The sequence below is a fragment of the Streptomyces sp. NBC_01451 genome, from assembly GCF_036227485.1.
Lineage (GTDB): Bacteria > Actinomycetota > Actinomycetes > Streptomycetales > Streptomycetaceae > Streptomyces.
This window is the reverse complement of sequence record NZ_CP109479.1, coordinates 3,074,095-3,091,589: the sequence shown is the minus strand read 5'-3', so window position 1 is coordinate 3,091,589 and position 17,495 is coordinate 3,074,095. Positions and strand designations below refer to the sequence as shown.

Genomic DNA, 17,495 nt, shown 5'->3' with positions numbered 1-17,495 from the left:
GCGGAGCCGCAAATGTCACAGCCCCGCGCCCCCTGGAGGGGCCTGCGGCCCCGTCACCTCGGCCCGCTCAGGCCCTCTTACGGGATTCCCGGCGAGTTCTTACGCGGCGGGGCCGGACCCCGCCGCGCACGTGTGGCGGGGCCGCCGAACGAGCCCGGCGCGCCGCCGGTGAGCGCCTCGGCCGCCGCGTCCGGCAGATCGCCGAGCAGGATCCCGCCGAGGACCGCCCCGGCGACCCCGTTCGTGTGCTCGGGCCGCCCGCCGTACGGATTCCCGTGCGCGCGCACGTCTTGTTCGGCCAGCTCGCGGGCCCGCAGCGCGAAGGCGTCGGCCTCCGCCGGATCCCGGTCCAGCAGCCGGCGCGCCTCGGCCAGCCGGGTCCGGGCCTCGGCGCCCACCGCGCCCCGGTGCGTGCCCACGAAGCCGTCCGCCGCGTCGGTCGCCAGACGCGCGACGAGCCGTACGGCACCGGGCACCGCCCCGAGGGGCGCGGCCACCACCGCGACCCGGCGCAGGGCCTCCAGGGGGTCGTAGGGCCCGGCGGCGGCCTCTTCCCGTACGGCGGTCAGCGCGGCCCCGGCGCGACGGACATGACCCTCCAGCGCGCCGTCCGGCACCCCCGCCCGCTTCCCCTCGGCGACCCGCTCCCGCGCCTCCACGACCGCGGCCTCCACCTCGTCCAGCGTGTCCGGAACCGCCTGTGCGGCGGCGGCCAGCGCGGAAGCGAGACGGTCGACGCCGTCCACGAACACCTCGGCCTGGGCGATCGCGCCCTCGGCGGCGCGCAGATGCAGCACCGCCCTGTCCGGTTCGCCCAGGTCGGCCGACTGACGGGCCCGGTTGAGCCCGGTCGTGGCGAACACCAGCCGGTCCTTCGCCTGTTCGACCTGACCGTCGACGGAGCGGGCGGCGGCGGGCGTGTACCGCTCGGCGAGCTCGGCGAGGGTGGCCGCGGCGGCCCCCGTACGGCCGGTCAGTTCCCGGAAGCGCACCTCGGCGTGTCTGAGCGAGCCGGTCAGATCCTGCTCCAGGGCGCGCAGCCGGTCGAAGCCGGCGGCCTCCGCGTCCAGTCGCCGCCCCGCGTCCACACACCGGGCGACGATCTCGTCGAGGGTGCTCCGGGAGGCGTCCGTCGGGTTGTCGTCGTACGCCTGGCGCAGTTGGAAGGCGGCCGACAGCTCGGACTCGGCGTACCGCAGGGCCTCGGTGAACGGCAGGACCGTCTCGGCCCCGAGCAGTCCCTCCACGAAGCCGAGTTCCTCGCGGCTGGTGCGGACACAGTCGTCCGCCGCGACCAGCGACTTGCGGGCCTGCCGGTCGAGTTCGGGGGTGGTGGGCTGCGCGACAGGAGGCAGAGCGGAGGGCGCGGGAGCCGTACGGGTCCTGGTACGGCGTCTCCGGCGGGCGTAGGCGTACCCGGCCACCGCGATCGCCGCGCCCGCCACCACGAGGGGCAGGACCAGATCGCCGCTGGAACTCTCCTCCTCCGGAGCCGCGACGGCACCGGACACGGCCGGTGCGCTGCCCACCACCGACACGGGCACCTCGTACCGCCCGTACCTCTCGTGCTCCGCCGTCACCCCGGGCAGCACCAGCCACATCACCCCGATCACCCCGCCCAGCGCGGTGTGCGCCACGCGCGCGGGTATGTGGGAGGCGGCTCGCCGCGGCCGGCCCCGGGTAGGAGAGGGCGTCACGTTTGTGAGCGTATGGGGGTGATCGCACTCGCGCGACCGGGGCGGGGCAGGGGTGGCGGGAGAGCAGGAATGGGTAGGGTCCGCGCAGACGTGTTCGAAGGGGGCGGGGGATGTACGAGTACTTGTCGGTGACGGCCGCACTGCTGCTGGGCGCCATGGCCTTGTGCGGCGTGATGGCGGTCGCTACCGGCTGGCTGCTGCCGTGGTTGCGGCGCCGGACCCTGCGGCCCGCACTGTGGGGATACGGAACGGTTCTCTTCAGCGGGGGCGTGCTCCTGAGCATGTCGTACGGGACGTTCGGCGTGTTCGACGATTCCCCGGCCCTTGTCGATGCCGCCTTTGTCGCCACCATGGTGATGATCGTGGCGGGTGGCTACCTCCAGATGCTCTCCACGCGCGAACGCGTCGACGGGTGACCGGCGCGCCCGCAAGAAGCTCACCCGCGCCGGCCCCGCCCCCGTACCGGGAACTCATGAACTCTCCGACCGCCTCCTGATCTTCGAGCCCAGCCACACCAGCGGGTCGTACTTGCGGTCGACCGCCCGTTCCTTCAGGGGGATCAGGGCGTTGTCCGTGATGTGGATGCCCTCCGGGCACACCTCGCTGCAGCACTTGGTGATGTTGCAGTAGCCGAGGCCGTGTTCGTCCTGGGCGGACTTCTTGCGGTCCAGGCCGGACTCCGCCGCCGCGTCCAGGGGGTGCATGTCGAGTTCCGCGACGCGCATCAGGAAGCGCGGGCCGGCGAACGCGGGCTTGTTCTCCTCGTGGTCGCGGACCACATGGCAGGTGTCCTGGCACAGGAAGCACTCGATGCACTTGCGGAACTCCTGCGACCGGTCCACGTCCTCCTGCATCATCCGGTACTCACCGGGCCCCACCCCGTCCGGCGGCACGAAGGACGGCACCTCGCGGGCCTTGGTGTAGTTGAACCCGACGTCGGTGACGAGGTCCCGGACAACGGGGAAGGCCCGCAAGGGAGTCACGGTGATCGTCTCCTCGCGGGTGAACACCGACATCCGGGTCATGCACAGCAGCCGGGGACGCCCGTTGATCTCCGCCGAGCACGAACCGCACTTGCCCGCCTTGCAGTTCCAGCGCACGGCGAGGTCCGGGGCCTGGGTCGCCTGGAGCCGGTGGATGATGTCGAGGACCACCTCGCCCTCGTTCACCTCGACCGCGAAGTCCCTGAGCCCGCCGCCCTTCACATCGCCGCGCCACACCTTGAAGCGGGCCTCGTAGCTGCTGCTCACGCTGCTGCTCACTCGTAGAGCTCCTCGTCGGTGAGGTACTTGACCAGCTCCTCTTTCTCGAAGAGGGCGAGCAGGTCGGGGCGGACGGGGTCGGTGGTCTCGCGGGTGAGGGTGATCAGGCCGTTCGCCTGGTCCGTGGCCGCCAATCCGCTCGCGGGATCGGATAGTTGGCACAGCAGGTTCACGTTGCGCCACTCGCGGTCCATCACCGGATGGTCCTCACGGGTGTGGCCGCCGCGCGACTCGGTGCGCTCCAGCGCCGCCAGGGCCACGCATTCGCTGACCAGCAGCATGTTCCGCAGGTCGAGGGCGAGATGCCAGCCCGGGTTGAACTGGCGGTGCCCCTCGACACCGGCGCGGTGGGCCCGTACCCGCAGCTCGGCCAGTTTCTCCAGCGCCTGCTCCATCTCGCCCTCGCGGCGGATGATGCCGACCAGGTCGTTCATGGTCTGCTGGAGCTCCTGGTGGAGGGTGTACGGGTTCTCCGCCGGGCGGCTGTTCTCCCCGCCCGGGGCCGGTTCCTCCGCCGAGAAGGGACGCAGGGCCTCCGCCGCCGCCGAGTCGATCTGGGCGTCGTCCACGGGTGGGCGGTCGGCGGCCAAGATCGCGTACTCGGCCGCGTGCAGGCCCGCGCGGCGGCCGAACACCAGCAGGTCGGAGAGGGAGTTGCCGCCGAGCCGGTTGGAGCCGTGCATCCCGCCCGCGACCTCACCGGCCGCGAACAGGCCCGGTACGCCGCGTGCGGCAGCGGTGTCGGACTCGACCGCGATGCCGCCCATCACGTAGTGGCAGGTGGGCCCGACCTCCATCGCCTCGGCGGTGATGTCGACGTCCGCCAGCTCCTTGAACTGGTGGTACATGGAGGGCAGTCGGCGCCGGATCACCTCGGCGGGCATCCGCGTCGAGACGTCCAGGAAGACGCCGCCGTGCGGGGAGCCGCGGCCCGCCTTGACCTCGGAGTTGATGGCGCGGGCCACCTCGTCCCGGGGGAGCAGTTCGGGGGGCCGGAGGTTGTTGTCGGGGTCCTCGTACCAGCGGTCGCCCTCGGCCTCCGACTGGGCGTACTTCTCCTTGAAGACGTCCGGGATGTAGTCGAACATGAACCGCTTGCCCTCGGAGTTGCGCAGCACCCCGCCGTCGCCGCGCACCGACTCCGTGACGAGGATGCCCTTGACGGACGGCGGCCAGACCATGCCCGTCGGATGGAACTGCACGAACTCCATGTTGAGCAGCGGCGCCCCGGCGAGCAGCGCCAGCGCGTGGCCGTCGCCCGTGTACTCCCACGAGTTCGACGTCACCTTGAAGGACTTGCCGATACCGCCGGTCGCGATCACGACGGAAGGGGCTTCGAGGACGAAGAAACGGCCGGTCTCACGCTCGTAGGCGAAGACGCCGGAGACCCGGTCGCCGTTCTTCAGGACGCGGGTGACCGTGCACTCCTGGAAGACCTTCAGCCGGGACTCGTAGTCGCCGGTCTCCTTCTTGTCCTGCTGCTGGAGGGAGACGATCTTCTGCTGGAGAGTGCGGATGAGTTCGAGCCCGGTGCGGTCGCCGACGTGCGCGAGGCGCGGGTACTCGTGGCCGCCGAAGTTGCGCTGCGATATCCGGCCGTCCCGGGTGCGGTCGAAGAGGGCGCCCCAGGTCTCCAGCTCCCAGACCCGGTCGGGGGCCTCCTGCGCGTGCAGCTCCGCCATCCGCCACTGGTTGAGGAACTTGCCGCCGCGCATGGTGTCCCGGAAGTGGACCTGCCAGTTGTCACCCGAGTTGACGTTTCCCATTGCGGCGGCGATCCCGCCCTCGGCCATCACGGTGTGCGCCTTGCCGAACAGGGACTTGCAGATCACGGCCGTACGGGCGCCGCGCTCGCGTGCCTCGATGGCGGCGCGCAGCCCGGCGCCACCGGCGCCCACCACTACGACGTCCCATTCCTGTCGATCGACCACGGACATCAGAAGGCACCTCCCAATCTAAAAGAAGCGCGGATCATCGAAAGCACCGGAGGCGACGAGGTACACGTAGAAGTCGGCGAGCGCCACGCTCACCAACGACGCCCAGGCGAGCAGCATGTGACGGGCGTTCAGTTTCCCGACCCACTGCCAGGCGCGGTACCGCACCGGGTGCTTGGAGAAGTGCTTGAGTTTGCCGCCGACGATGTGCCGGCAGGAGTGGCAGGAGAGCGTGTACGCCCAGATCAGCGTGATGTTGAGCAGGAAGACGAGCGTGCCGAGGCCCATGTGGCCCCAGTCGTAGTGCTCGTCGCGGAAGGACAGCACCGTGTCGTAGGTGAGGATCCCGGCGACCAGCAGTGCCGCGTAGAAGAAGTAGCGGTGGATGTTCTGAAGGACGAGCGGGAAGCGCGTCTCACCCGTGTACTTCTTGTGCGGCTCGGCCACCGCGCAGGCGGGCGGGGACGCCCAGAAGCCCCGGTAGTAGGCCTTGCGGTAGTAGTAGCAGGTCAGACGGAAGCCCAGCGGGAAGATCAGGATGATGATCGCGGGGGAGATGCCCCACCAGCCGCCGAACAGATCGGCGTTGGGGCCGTGCCGCATGGGCGCGCAGTTGTCCGCCAGACAGGGCGAGTAGAACGGCGAGACGTACGGGGCCGCGTAGTAGTCGGCGTTCGCGAACGCCCGCCAGGTCGAGTACACGATGAAGGCGAGCAGACCGGCGGCCGTGGCGGCGGGCGCCAGCCACCAGCGGTCGGTCCGCAGGTGCGGGGCGTCGATGGCGGCGCGCGTAGGGGTGCGCACACCGCCGATGTTCGGATGGGACTCCGTGTCCGGGGGTTCGGTGCCGGTGGCCAAGGCGGGCTCCGCTCAGTGGTTGGGGCCGTGGTGCGCGCCGAGGCCCTCGTCGTCCGAGTCCGTCCACAGTGCTTTGTCGTACGGGGTGTCGGGGATCGTCACGAGGTCGGGGCGGCGGGGCTGGGCGAGCGCGGGGGCGGCCTCGCGGAGCAGCGCGAGGCTTTCGCGCAGATGGTTGGCGTCGCTGCGGAGGCGGCGCATTTCCAGGCCGCCCTTGCCGATCTGCTGTTCCAGGCGGCCCATCGAACGCAACAGGTCGTCCAGACAGCGCTGTACTGACGTCAGTTCGTCGTGCACGGACATGACGTGACCTCACTTCCGGGCCGCTGGGCCCTGGGCGGAGACGTTCATGCGCCTGAGAGTGTTGCGCGTCACACCTGCCGGTGGGAAGCGGTGTGCATGGATTGGCTGAGGGAGGGGGGCGCGGGGGTACGTCGGGGTGCGCATCCCCGGGGACTCCGCCCCAGACCCCCGGGCCGCGCTGAAGGCGCTTGTCCTCAATCGCCGGACGGGCTGGAAATGCGGGCCGGCGCCAGAGCGTCAAGGTCAGCTGGTGATCGGGACGAAACCGGTGGGTGGGTGGGAAAGGCTGTTGCTCCAAACGGTTGGGCTTCGCGCGGCCCGCCGCCGTGTCGCCCTCCGCTGCCGAACCCTTTCCTCTTCAGTGGCCGTACATCTGATCAGCCAATTAACGCGCCACCGGAGGTAGACCTGATGTCCCACCACGGCGTCGGACTGCGCGCGGTCACTCGCTCGGTCGCCTTCCTCACCGCCGGCGTGCTCGCCGTGCCGCTGGTCACCGCGTGCGGCGGTGACCAGGACGAAGAGAGCAAGCCGCTCGCCGGGCAGGACATCGCGCCCGCCGCCCGCGCCGAGCTCGCCGACGGCGGCACTCTGCGCTGGGCCGTGGACTCCGTACCGGAGACGCTCAACACCTTCCAGGCGGACGCCGACGCGGCGACCACCCGGGTCGCGCAGGCCGTGCTGCCGTCGATGTACCGGCTCGACGTGAACGGGCGGCCCCAGCGCAACGCCGACTTCCTGGAGTCCGCCAAGATCGTCGAGACCGAGCCCAGGCAGGTCGTCCTCTACAAGCTGCACCAGCAGGCCGTCTGGAGCGACGGCCGGGAGATCGGTGCCGCCGACTTCGCCGCCCAGTGGCGTGCCCTGTCCGGCAGGGACTCCGCGTACTGGACCGCCCGCAACGCCGGGTACGACCGCATCGAGAAGGTGCAGCGCGGCGCGAACGACCTTGAGGTCAAGGTCACCTTCAGCCGGCCCTACGCCGACTGGAAGTCGCTGTTCTCGCCCCTGTACCCCAAGGAGGTCATGGGCACCCCGGACTCCTTCAACGACGGGGCGCGGCGCAGGCTGAAGGTCACCGCCGGGCCCTTCGGCCTCAAGAAGGTCGCCAGGGCGGACGGCGACGTCGTCCTCGTACGCAACCCGCGCTGGTGGGGGCGTACCCCCCGGCTCGACGGGATCGTGCTGCACGCCGTACCGCGTGACAAGCGCGCCGAGGCGCTCGCCGCCGGCAAGGTGGACGTCGCCGAGATCGACCCCGCCGAGGCCGAGCGCATCGTTCTCGCCGCGCGCGGCAAGTCCACCCCCCTCCAGGGCCCCGGCGCCGCGCTCACCCCGGCCCGAGCCCTGCGCTCCTGGGCCCTCGCGCACGGTTCCGACGACGAAGCGGCCGGGGCGGAGGCCGGCGCCCGGCGCAAGCAGCGCGCCGCCGCCGCCGAGTACGCCGAGCAGCAGCAGTCGCTCAGCGCGTTCGAGGTGCGCAAGTCCCTCGAACCGGCCTACACACAGCTCGCCCTCAACGGCGCCGACGGCCCCCTCGCCGACGAACGCGTCCGCCGCGCGATCGCCCGTGCGCTGGACCGCGAGGAGATCGCCGGCCTCGTACTCAAGCCGCTGGGGCTGCCCGCCGTACCCGTCGGCAGTCATCTCGCGCTCTCCGGGCAGGCCGCCTACGCCGACAACAGCGGCGCGCTCGGCGGCCAGGACACCGACGAGGCCGAGGCGCTCCTCGCCGACGCGGGGTGGGTGCACGGCGGCCCGCTCGGGAAGCCGAGGAAGAAGGACGGCGAGAAGGTCGCCGGAGGTGAGGGGAAGAAGGCCGGCGGCAGGTCCGCCGCGCCCAAGGCGTCCCCGAAGGCGTCCCCGAAGACTTCCGCCAAGGCGTCGCCCAAGGCCGGTGAGGGCAGCGGTGACGACGACGGGACCTATGTCGTCGGCGACGACGACAAGCCGTACGGCGAGCCCGTCCGCGAGGACCACCAGAACCCGCAGGACCACCGGGACCACCGGGACGGTGCCGGGAAGAAGAACCTCGCCCAGGACGGGAAGCAGTCCGTCCGCAAGCACCCGGAACAGGGCGGTGCACCCGGTGCCTACGCGCCCAAGGGCACCCCTGCTCCCGCCGGGGCCGCCGGGGCGCTCGCCAAGGACGGCAAGCCGCTGACCTTGCGGTTCGTGCTCCCCTCGGGGCCGGGCTCCGCCACGCTGCGGGCCGTGGGCGAACGGATCGCGCGGATGCTCGACCGGGTCGGTATCCGTACCGCTGTCACCAAGGTGTCCGACGACAGCTACTTCAAGGACCACATCGCCAGCGGACAGTACGACCTGGCCCTGTACTCGTGGCCCGCGTCCGCCTTCCCGGCCACCGACGCGCGGCCCATCTACGCCAAGCCGGTGCCCGCCGCCGACGGGTCGCTGAACGTCGAGCAGAACTACACCAGGGTCGGCACCGACCAGGTGGACCAGCTGTTCGACCAGGCCATCGCCACCCTGGACGAGGGCAGGTCGGCCTCGCTGGTGCGGAAGGCCGACGCCCGGATCTGGGCGGCCGGCGGGTCCATTCCGCTCTTCCAGCGGCCCCAGCTCACGGCAGTGCGGAAGAACGTCGCCAACCTGGGTGCCTTCGGCTTCCAGACCCCCCTCTACGAGGACATGGGATTCCTGAAGAAGGGCGTCACCCCGGGCAGCAGGCCGTCGTCCCGACCGTGACGGTCGCCTCATCGGTACGGCCCGGCGAGCCCCTACCGCGCCGGGCCCGTACCATGGGGTAAGGCCGTGGCATGTTCAGCCCGGCAGGGCCCGCGTGACGCAGTCGTACGCGCAGGCCGTCCTCAACTCCGGGAGTACGCCGCACTATGGCCACGCGCCACGACATCCGCAACGTCGCCATCGTCGCCCACGTCGACCACGGGAAGACGACACTGGTCGACGCCATGCTGAAGCAGGCCGGTGCCTTCGCCGCGCACGCCGCCGAGTCGCTCGACGACCGCATGATGGACTCGAACGACCTGGAACGTGAGAAGGGCATCACGATCCTCGCCAAGAACACGGCGGTGAAGTACCACCCGAAGGACGGGGGGGACGTCATCACCATCAACATCATCGACACCCCGGGCCACGCCGACTTCGGTGGCGAGGTCGAGCGCGGTCTGTCGATGGTGGACGCCGTGGTTCTGCTGGTCGACGCCTCCGAGGGGCCGTTGCCGCAGACCCGTTTCGTGCTGCGCAAGGCGCTCCAGCAGCGTCTGCCGGTCATCCTCTGCATCAACAAGACCGACCGCCCGGACTCCCGGATCGACGAGGTCGTCAACGAGACGTACGACCTCTTCCTGGACCTGGACGCCGACGAGGAGCAGATCGAGTTCCCCATCGTCTACGCGTGTGCGCGTGACGGTGTCGCCTCGCTGACCAAGCCGGAGGACGGCACCGTCCCGGCCGACAGCAACAGCCTGGAGCCGTTCTTCTCCACGATCCTGTCGCACGTCCCGGCCCCGCTGTTCGACGAGGAGGCCCCGCTCCAGGCGCACGTCACCAACCTGGACGCGGACAACTTCCTCGGCCGTATCGCGCTGCTCCGGGTCGAGCAGGGCGAGCTGCGCAAGGGCCAGACCGTCACGTGGATCAAGCGTGACGGCACGATGTCCAACGTCCGCATCACCGAGCTGCTGATGACCGAGGCGCTCACCCGCAAGCCCGCCGAGATGGCCGGCCCGGGTGACATCTGTGCCGTCGCCGGTATCCCGGACATCATGATCGGCGAGACCCTGGCCGACCCCGAGCGGCCGATCGCGCTGCCGCTCATCACGGTCGACGAGCCGGCGATCTCCATGACCATCGGTACGAACACCTCGCCGATGGTCGGCCGCGGCGGCACCGGCAAGGGTGCCGAGAACAAGGCAGTGGTCAAGGACCGCAAGGTCACCGCCCGGCAGGTCAAGGACCGTCTCGACCGCGAGCTGATCGGTAACGTCAGCCTCCGTGTCCTCGACACCGAGCGTCCCGACGCCTGGGAGGTCCAGGGCCGTGGTGAGCTGGCGCTCGCCATCCTGGTCGAGCAGATGCGCCGTGAGGGCTTCGAGCTGACCATCGGCAAGCCGCAGGTCGTCACCCAGATCATCGACGGCAAGGTCCACGAGCCCGTCGAGCGCATGACGATCGACGTGCCCGAGGAGCACATGGGCGCGGTCACGCAGCTCATGGGTGTCCGCAAGGGCCGGATGGACAACATGTCCAACCACGGCTCCGGCTGGGTGCGCATGGAGTTCGTCGTGCCCTCGCGCGGTCTCATCGGCTTCCGTACGGAGTTCCTGACGGGCACGCGCGGCACCGGCATCGCGCACTCCATCCACGAGGGCCACGAGCCCTGGTTCGGCGTGCTGGCGACCCGTAACAACGGTTCGCTGGTCGCCGACCGGGCCGGCGCCGTCACCGCGTTCGCGATGACGAACCTCCAGGAGCGCGGTGTGCTGTTCACCGACCCCGGCACCGAGGTGTACGAGGGCATGATCGTCGGCGAGAACTCTCGCTCCGACGACATGGACGTGAACATCACCAAGGAGAAGAAGCTCACGAACATGCGGTCGTCCTCGGCCGACTCGTTCGAGGCGATCGTCCCGCCCCGCAAGCTCTCCCTGGAGCAGTCCCTGGAGTTCTGCCGCGACGACGAGTGCGTCGAGGTCACCCCGGAGGCGGTTCGCATCCGCAAGGTGAACCTGGACGCCCGTGAGCGCGCCCGCTCCGCCAGCCGCGCCAAGCACGGCTGATCAGGGGCTGAGCCTGCTCTGATCCGACGTCACGAGGACCCGGTTCCCCACCGGTGGGGGCCGGGCCTTCGGCATGTCCGCGATGCCTCGTCGAGAACGACGTCTCCGCCCTGCCGGCGCGACTGGCCCATACCCGTCCACCTGTCTGTCCGCGAGCTGTGCGACGCTGTTCGGATACCGGTGAACCAACGATCAAGTTTCGGACATGTAAACAGAAAACCATCCCTTTATGTCCGTTTGGTGGATTTACTGTTTGACGTGTCAAGCGCGCGCAGGTGTCAATCTTTGCAATTTTTGCTCAAAATTTCGACGGTAGGGAGATCCCTATGCCTTCCGGCCTTGACGCGCGTTGACTTACTTGGCGAAAGTTCCCCCAAACCACAGAACCCGCCGGTATCTGTGCTGCGCTCAACTCTCCAACCCCCCGGGGGAAGAACACACATGACCAGTCCAGCCAAGGCTGAAGGCGCCGGGCCCTCGATCGCCTTGGACCCCGAGCTCGATACGAAGACCGAGCCCGCCAAGGGGCCGAAGAAGCTTGAGGGTCGTTCTCCCGGGCAGTTGATGTGGCAGCGCTTCAAGCGTGACCGTACCGGTGTCATCTGCGCCTGCGTAGTGATTTTCTACTTCGTCATCGCGCTGGCGGCGCCTCTGCTGACGAAGCTCAGCGGGACGAACCCCTACACGCTGTACGGCCAGGACCCCACGTACGCGGACAGCCCCGTCCTGGACGAGTTCGGGCTGCCGCTCGGCTACTTCGGCGGCGTCTCGGGGACCCACTGGTTCGGCGTGGAGCCGCAGCTGGGCCGTGACGTCTTCGCCATGCTGATGTACGGCATGCGCACCTCGCTGTTCATGGCGGTGGGCGTGACCGTGCTGGTCATGATCACGGGCATCCTCATCGGTCTGATCGGCGGCTACGTCGGCGGTCGTACCGACTACTGGATCGGCCGGGTCACGGACTTCTTCCTCTCCTTCCCCTCACAGCTGTTCTTCATCGCGTTCATGCCCGTCGTGACCGCGTTCTTCGTGGATCCGCGGGAGGAAACCCCCACGTACCTCCGCGCGGTGGCGATGCTGATCGTTCTGTGGGTGCTGGGCTGGATGGGCATGGCCCGTCTGATCCGCTCCACGGTGCTGTCCCTGCGAGACCGTGAGTTCGTGGAGGCGGCCAAGGTCGCGGGCGCCTCTCCGTGGCGGATCATCCGCAAGGAGATCCTGCCCAACGTGGTCTCGCCGATCCTGGTGCAGTTCACATACCAGCTGCCCAGCACGATTCTCACCATCGCGTTCCTGTCCTTCGCGGGCGTCGGCTTCGTCGAGCCGACCCCCGACTGGGGGCGGATGTTCGCCGCCGGTGCCGGGTACGCGGAGCCCGATCCGTCCTTCATGTTCTTCCCGGGCCTGGCTCTGGTGATCTTCATCCTGTGCTTCAACCTCCTCGGAGACTCCGTACGGGATGCGTTCGACCCCAAGTCCGGGCGCTGAACCGTCCATTGGTGGGGGGTGACTGCCGCCCCCGCGTGGCCTGTCGGTCACGTCAGGCAGTACTCATGGATAACAACTGACAGGTAGGTATTCGCCAAAATGAAGTCGCTCAATTCGCGTAGAACGCGGGCCATCGTGGTCGCCATCGCGGCCGGCTCCCTCGCGCTCACCGGTTGCTCCGAGAACAAGGGCGGCAGCTCCGGCAAGGACTCCAAGGAGGACCAGTCCAAGGCTGCCGAGCAGTCGAAGGCGGTCGTCTACGCCGACGCAGCCGCGTCGACCGGCCCCGCCGAGGAGGTCGCCGGCGCCAAGAGCGGCGGTACCGTCCAGGTCTACCAGGAGTCGGGCCTCACCCACCTGGACCCGGGCCAGATCTACGTCTCGGACGCCGGCCAGGTCGCCAACCTGCTGTACCGCGGCCTGACCAACTTCGAGGAGGACGGCAAGGGCAACGTCTCGGTCGTCGGTGACCTCGCGACCGACTCGGGCAAGTCCTCGGACGGCGGCAAGACCTGGACCTACACGCTGAAGGACGGCGTCAAGGACCAGAACGGCAACGTCATCACGTCCGCCGACATCCGCCACACCATCGAGCGCCAGTACGCCGCGTTCATCTTCGACGGCCCGACCTACCTGCAGACCTGGCTGAGCGGCCCGAAGTACCGCGACACGCTGAAGGACGGCGGCTTCGGCTCCAAGCACCTGCCGTCCACGGTTCTGGACACCCCGGACGCCAAGACTGTCGTCTTCCACTTCGACACGGCGCGTCCGGACCTGCCCCAGACGCTTGCCATGCCGGGCTACTCGGTCGTCCCCGAGAAGACCGACACGAAGGAGAAGTACGACGCGGCTCCGGTCTCGACCGGCCCGTACAAGATCGCCGAGTACAAGGTCGGCAAGTCCATGAAGCTCGTCAAGAACGAGAACTGGGACCCGAAGACCGACTCCGTGCGCCACCAGTACGTTGACGGCTTCAACTTCGACTTCGGTGTCACCGAGTCGACGCAGACCAGCCGCCTGATCGCCGACCAGGGCGACTCCAAGAACGCCATCCAGCTCACCGGTGGCGTCGAGGCGACCCAGATCCAGAAGGTCATCAGCGACGCGGCCGTCAACAAGCGCACGATCAAGGGCTACCAGCCCTACGTCATGACGCTGACGTTCAACCTGGACCGGGTGAAGAACAAGGCCGTCCGTGACGCGATCACCTACGGCGTGAACTCCAAGTCGCTCATCGCCGGCGAGGGTGGCGCCTACGGTGGCGACCCGGCCCCGAACCTGTTCGCCCCGACCCTGCCCGGCTACGAGGCCACGTACGACCCGTACGGCCGTCTGAAGACGCCCCAGGGCAACATCGCGAAGGCCAAGGAGCTTCTGAAGGACGTTCCGGCCGCCGAGAAGAAGCTCGTCTACGCGTACTCCAACAGCGAGGCCGGCCAGAAGCGCAAGGTCGCCATCGAGGACGCGCTGACGAAGATCGGCATCGACGTCGTCGCCAAGGAAGTCGACTCCGCGAGCTACTACGAGCAGATCGGCAAGGTCAAGAACCCGTACGACATGTACGTCACGGGCTGGGGCCAGGACTGGCCGTCGCCGGGCACGGTCGTCACGCCCATCTACGACGGTGACCAGGTCGCCGACGGGTCCGCGAACTACTCGCACATCAACGACCCGAAGGTCCAGGAGCTCATCAAGAAGGCCCTGACCCAGGAGCCGACCGCCGCTGCCGCGACCTGGAAGGAAGCGCAGCACTACATCCTGGAGAAGGTCAACCCGGCCGCTCCGCTCTGGTACACCAAGCAGTTCCAGCTCTACGGTTCGAACATCGGCGGTGCCCGCTACAGCACCGAGTCGAGCTACATCGACATCACCCGACTGTTCCTGAAGTCGTAACTCTCTACGGCTGATCGCGGGGGTGCGCACCAGGCGGAGCGCACCCCCGCGGTTCCGTGAACCCGTCCCATCCCGTCTCCGCACGTCTCCGCAGAGAGCAGCCCCCCGCCATGTTTCAGTTCATCCTCCGGCGTACGGTCGGTGCCGTCGTCACCCTGTTCCTGATCGGCGCCACCACGTTCTTCCTGTTCGTCGCGGCGCCCTCCGACTACGCCTCACTGGCCTGTGGCAAGGACTGCTCGCCCGCGAGACTCGAAGACATCCGTACTGCCCTTGGGCTCAACCTGCCCATCGCGCAGCAGTTCTGGGACTTCATGTCTGGCATCGTGACCGGCCGTGACTTCCCGCAGGGCCACTGCAGCGCACCCTGCCTCGGACAGTCGTTCTACTACAACGACATGGTCTGGAACCTCATCAAGGACCGCTTCCCGCTGACCCTGTCGCTGACGATCGGCGCGCTGGTCGTCTTCCTGGTCGTGGGCCTCGGCGCGGGCATGCTCTCCGCCTACAAGCGTGGCTCCCTGGTGGACAAGATCTCCACCGGCGCGTCCATGGTGCTCAGCTCGTTCCAGATCTACTTCCTCGGACCGATCGCGCTGATCGTCTTCGTCTACAGCACCGGCTGGATGGAAGACCCGAAGTACGTGCCGTTCACCGAGGACCCGGTCGGCTGGCTCGTCGGACTGTCCATCCCGATGGTCGTCATGGCCACCATCTTCACCGCGCAGTACACGCGTATGGCGCGCGCCTCGATGATCGAGCAGCTCGCGGAGGAACACGTCCGCACCGCCCGCGCCAAGGGCATGTCACAGAAGTACGTCTTCTTCCGCTACGCCTGGCGCGGGTCGCTCATCCCGATCGTCACCGTGCTCGGCATCGACGTCAGCGCCCTGCTGGGCGGCGGTGTCGTCACCGAACTGACCTTCTCCCTCCAGGGCATCGGCCGCCTGGCCGTGGACGGCGCGGTCCAGAAGGACCTCCCGCTGACGATGGGCATCATGTTGTTCGGGGCCTTCTTCATCCTGATCCTGAACATCCTTACCGACATCGTGTACGCCTATATCGACCCGCGCGTCCGGCTCTCCTAGGAAGAACGAACCACCGTGACCACACTGACCAAGCCAGAGGACGCACCGGCCCCGACCGGTCCGGACAGCTTCCTCTCGGTCCGCGATCTCAAGGTGCAGTTCTCCACCGAGGACGGCATCGTCAAGGCGGTCGACGGGCTCTCCTTCGACGTCGAGCGCGGCAAGACCCTGGGTATCGTGGGCGAGTCGGGATCCGGCAAGTCCGTCACCAACCTGACGATCCTCGGTCTGCACAACCCCCGGACCAGCACTGTCGACGGCGAGATCGTCTTCGACGGCAAGGAGCTCGTCACCGCCACGGAGAAGGAGCTGGAGCAGCTCCGCGGCAACAAGATGGCGATGATCTTCCAGGACCCGCTGACCGCGCTCTCCCCGTACTACACGGTGGGCCGTCAGCTGTCCGAGCCGTACATGAAGCACCGGGGCGCCTCCAAGAAGGAGGCCAAGGACCGGGCCGTGCAGATGCTGGAGAAGGTCGGCATCCCGCAGCCCAAGACGCGCTTCGACGACTATCCGCACCAGTTCTCCGGCGGTATGCGCCAGCGCGCGATGATCGCCATGTCGCTGATGTGCGACCCCGACCTGCTGATCGCCGACGAGCCCACCACCGCGCTGGATGTGACGGTGCAGGCCCAGATCCTGGACCTGCTCAAGGACCTCCAGCAGGAGTTCGGCTCCGCGATCATCTTCATCACGCACGACCTCGGCGTCATCTCGAACGTGGCCGACGACCTGCTGGTGATGTACGCGGGCCGGGCCGTCGAGCGCGGCAGCGTGAAGGAAGTGCTCCGCACGCCGAAGCACCCGTACACCTGGGGTCTGCTCAGCTCCATGCCGCGCCTGGACGGCAACATCCACGAGGCGCTGACGCCGATCCCCGGCTCGCCGCCCTCACTGCTCAACCCGCCCTCGGGCTGCCCCTTCCACCCGCGTTGCGCCTTCACCGGCGAGGTCTCGGGCAACCGCTGCACCGACGAACGGCCGTCGCTGGCGGACGGGCGCGCCTCCGCGTGCCATCTGACGGCGGAGCAGAAGCAGACCATCTTCATCGACAAGATCCAGCCCCGGCTGCGCTAGGGAGCACCGAGACATGAGTGACAACCTCACCCTCCCCACACAGCAGGGTTCCACCGGTACGTCGACCGAGGAACTGCTCAAGGTCGAGGGCCTCACGAAGCACTTCCCGATCTACGGCGGCTTCCCGATCAAACGGAAGGTCGGCGCCGTCCAGGCGGTCGACGGCATCGATCTGACCATCGGTGTCGCCGAGAGCGTCGGCATGGTGGGCGAGTCCGGCTGCGGCAAGTCGACCGCGGGCCGGCTCCTCACCCGGCTGCTGGAGCCGACCGGCGGCAAGATCACGTACTCCGGCCAGGACATCACGCACGCCTCGCGCAGGCAGCTGGCGCCGGTCCGGTCCGAGATCCAGATGATCTTCCAGGACCCGTACAGCTCCCTGAACCCGCGGCAGACCGTCGGTACGATCATCAAGTCGCCGATGGAGGTCAACGGGATCGAGCCGTCGGGCGGCCGGGAGAAGCGGGTCCGGGAGCTGCTGGAGCTGGTCGGGCTCAACCCCGAGCACTACAACCGCTTCCCGCACGAGTTCTCCGGCGGCCAGCGCCAGCGCATCGGGGTGGCCCGCGCGCTCGCCCTGAAGCCCAAGCTGATCGTGGCGGACGAGCCGGTCTCCGCGCTGGACGTCTCCATCCAGGCCCAGGTGGTGAACCTCCTCAAGAAGGTCCAGGAGGAGATGGGCATCGCGTTCCTGTTCATCGCCCACGACCTGGCGATCGTCCGGCACTTCTCGCAGCGCGTCGCGGTGATGTACCTCGGCAAGATCGTCGAGATCGGCGACCGGGACTCGATCTACAACCGCCCGCGTCACCCGTACACGCACGCCCTGCTGTCCGCCGTCCCCGAGGTGGCGATGGAGGACGAGGCTGACGCCCGTGAGCGCATCCGCCTCGCCGGTGACGTCCCCTCGCCGATCCACCCGCCGTCCGGCTGCCGTTTCCGTACGCGCTGCTGGAAGGCCCAGGACAAGTGCGCGAGCGAGGAGCCCCCGCTGGTCCAGATCTCCGGCAACCGTGACGGCCACATGACGGCCTGCCACTTCCCGGAGGAGCCGACGACGGAGGCCCGCGACGAGGACGTCGTCCTCGACCCGGCGCTGAAGGCGCTGGAGGCGGACGCCACGGAGGACTGA

Annotated in this window: 13 protein-coding genes; 8 read left to right on the top strand and 5 right to left on the bottom strand. The window is 68.7% G+C overall.

Annotated features, from left to right (window positions below; translation table 11 throughout):
- Positions 1–77: 77 nt before the first annotated feature.
- Complete coding sequence (locus tag OG595_RS13095; RefSeq protein WP_329271387.1) at positions 78–1,697, bottom strand: hypothetical protein; 1,620 nt, start codon at positions 1,695–1,697, stop codon at positions 78–80.
- Positions 1,698–1,807: 110 nt separating this feature from the next.
- Between OG595_RS13095 and OG595_RS13090 the strand changes: the two genes are divergently transcribed.
- Complete coding sequence (locus tag OG595_RS13090; protein WP_329271384.1) at positions 1,808–2,113, top strand: hypothetical protein; 306 nt, start codon at positions 1,808–1,810, stop codon at positions 2,111–2,113.
- A gap of 54 nt (positions 2,114–2,167) precedes the next feature.
- Here OG595_RS13090 and OG595_RS13085 read toward each other — a convergent pair whose 3' ends face one another.
- From OG595_RS13085 to OG595_RS13070, 4 genes are read right to left on the bottom strand one after another with little or no spacing between them, the layout of a single operon-like run.
- Entirely contained in the window at positions 2,168–2,959 is a 792-nt protein-coding gene (locus tag OG595_RS13085; protein WP_329271381.1) for a succinate dehydrogenase/fumarate reductase iron-sulfur subunit, read from the bottom strand.
- A complete protein-coding gene (locus tag OG595_RS13080; protein ID WP_329271379.1) occupies positions 2,956–4,896 on the bottom strand; it encodes a fumarate reductase/succinate dehydrogenase flavoprotein subunit in 1,941 nt (646 codons plus the stop codon). The genes OG595_RS13085 and OG595_RS13080 overlap by 4 nt, the downstream gene beginning before the upstream one ends.
- A gap of 18 nt (positions 4,897–4,914) precedes the next feature.
- Positions 4,915–5,751, bottom strand: coding sequence for a hypothetical protein (locus OG595_RS13075; protein WP_329271377.1), 837 nt, complete (start codon positions 5,749–5,751; stop codon positions 4,915–4,917).
- 12 nt (positions 5,752–5,763) lie between these two features.
- Complete coding sequence (locus OG595_RS13070; protein WP_329271375.1) at positions 5,764–6,054, bottom strand: hypothetical protein; 291 nt, start codon at positions 6,052–6,054, stop codon at positions 5,764–5,766.
- A 411-nt stretch (positions 6,055–6,465) separates the two neighbouring features.
- On the opposite strand from OG595_RS13070, the gene OG595_RS13065 reads away from it, so the two are divergent.
- The 7 genes from OG595_RS13065 to OG595_RS13035 all read left to right on the top strand — a co-directional run bounded on the left by OG595_RS13065 (position 6,466) and on the right by OG595_RS13035 (position 17,495).
- The gene (locus tag OG595_RS13065; protein WP_329271373.1) at positions 6,466–8,763 is read left to right on the top strand and encodes an ABC transporter family substrate-binding protein; all 2,298 of its coding nucleotides are present in this window, start codon (positions 6,466–6,468) and stop codon (positions 8,761–8,763) included.
- 146 nt (positions 8,764–8,909) lie between these two features.
- Positions 8,910–10,817: a translational GTPase TypA gene (typA, locus tag OG595_RS13060; protein ID WP_329271371.1), complete on the top strand. Its 1,908-nt coding sequence runs from the start codon at positions 8,910–8,912 to the stop codon at positions 10,815–10,817.
- A 441-nt stretch (positions 10,818–11,258) separates the two neighbouring features.
- Entirely contained in the window at positions 11,259–12,305 is a 1,047-nt protein-coding gene (locus OG595_RS13055; protein ID WP_329271370.1) for an ABC transporter permease, read from the top strand.
- Between the two features lie 99 nt (positions 12,306–12,404).
- Entirely contained in the window at positions 12,405–14,198 is a 1,794-nt protein-coding gene (locus OG595_RS13050; RefSeq protein ID WP_329271367.1) for an ABC transporter substrate-binding protein, read from the top strand.
- A 110-nt stretch (positions 14,199–14,308) separates the two neighbouring features.
- On the top strand, positions 14,309–15,286 hold the full coding sequence (locus OG595_RS13045) for an ABC transporter permease (protein ID WP_329271364.1): 978 nt from the start codon (positions 14,309–14,311) through the stop codon (positions 15,284–15,286).
- Positions 15,287–15,301: 15 nt separating this feature from the next.
- Positions 15,302–16,363, top strand: a complete 1,062-nt coding sequence (locus tag OG595_RS13040; protein WP_329271362.1) for an ABC transporter ATP-binding protein — start codon at positions 15,302–15,304, stop codon at positions 16,361–16,363.
- A 13-nt stretch (positions 16,364–16,376) separates the two neighbouring features.
- Positions 16,377–17,495 carry an ABC transporter ATP-binding protein gene (locus OG595_RS13035; RefSeq protein ID WP_329271360.1) on the top strand — a complete coding sequence of 373 codons (1,119 nt, stop codon included), beginning with the start codon at positions 16,377–16,379 and terminating at the stop codon, positions 17,493–17,495.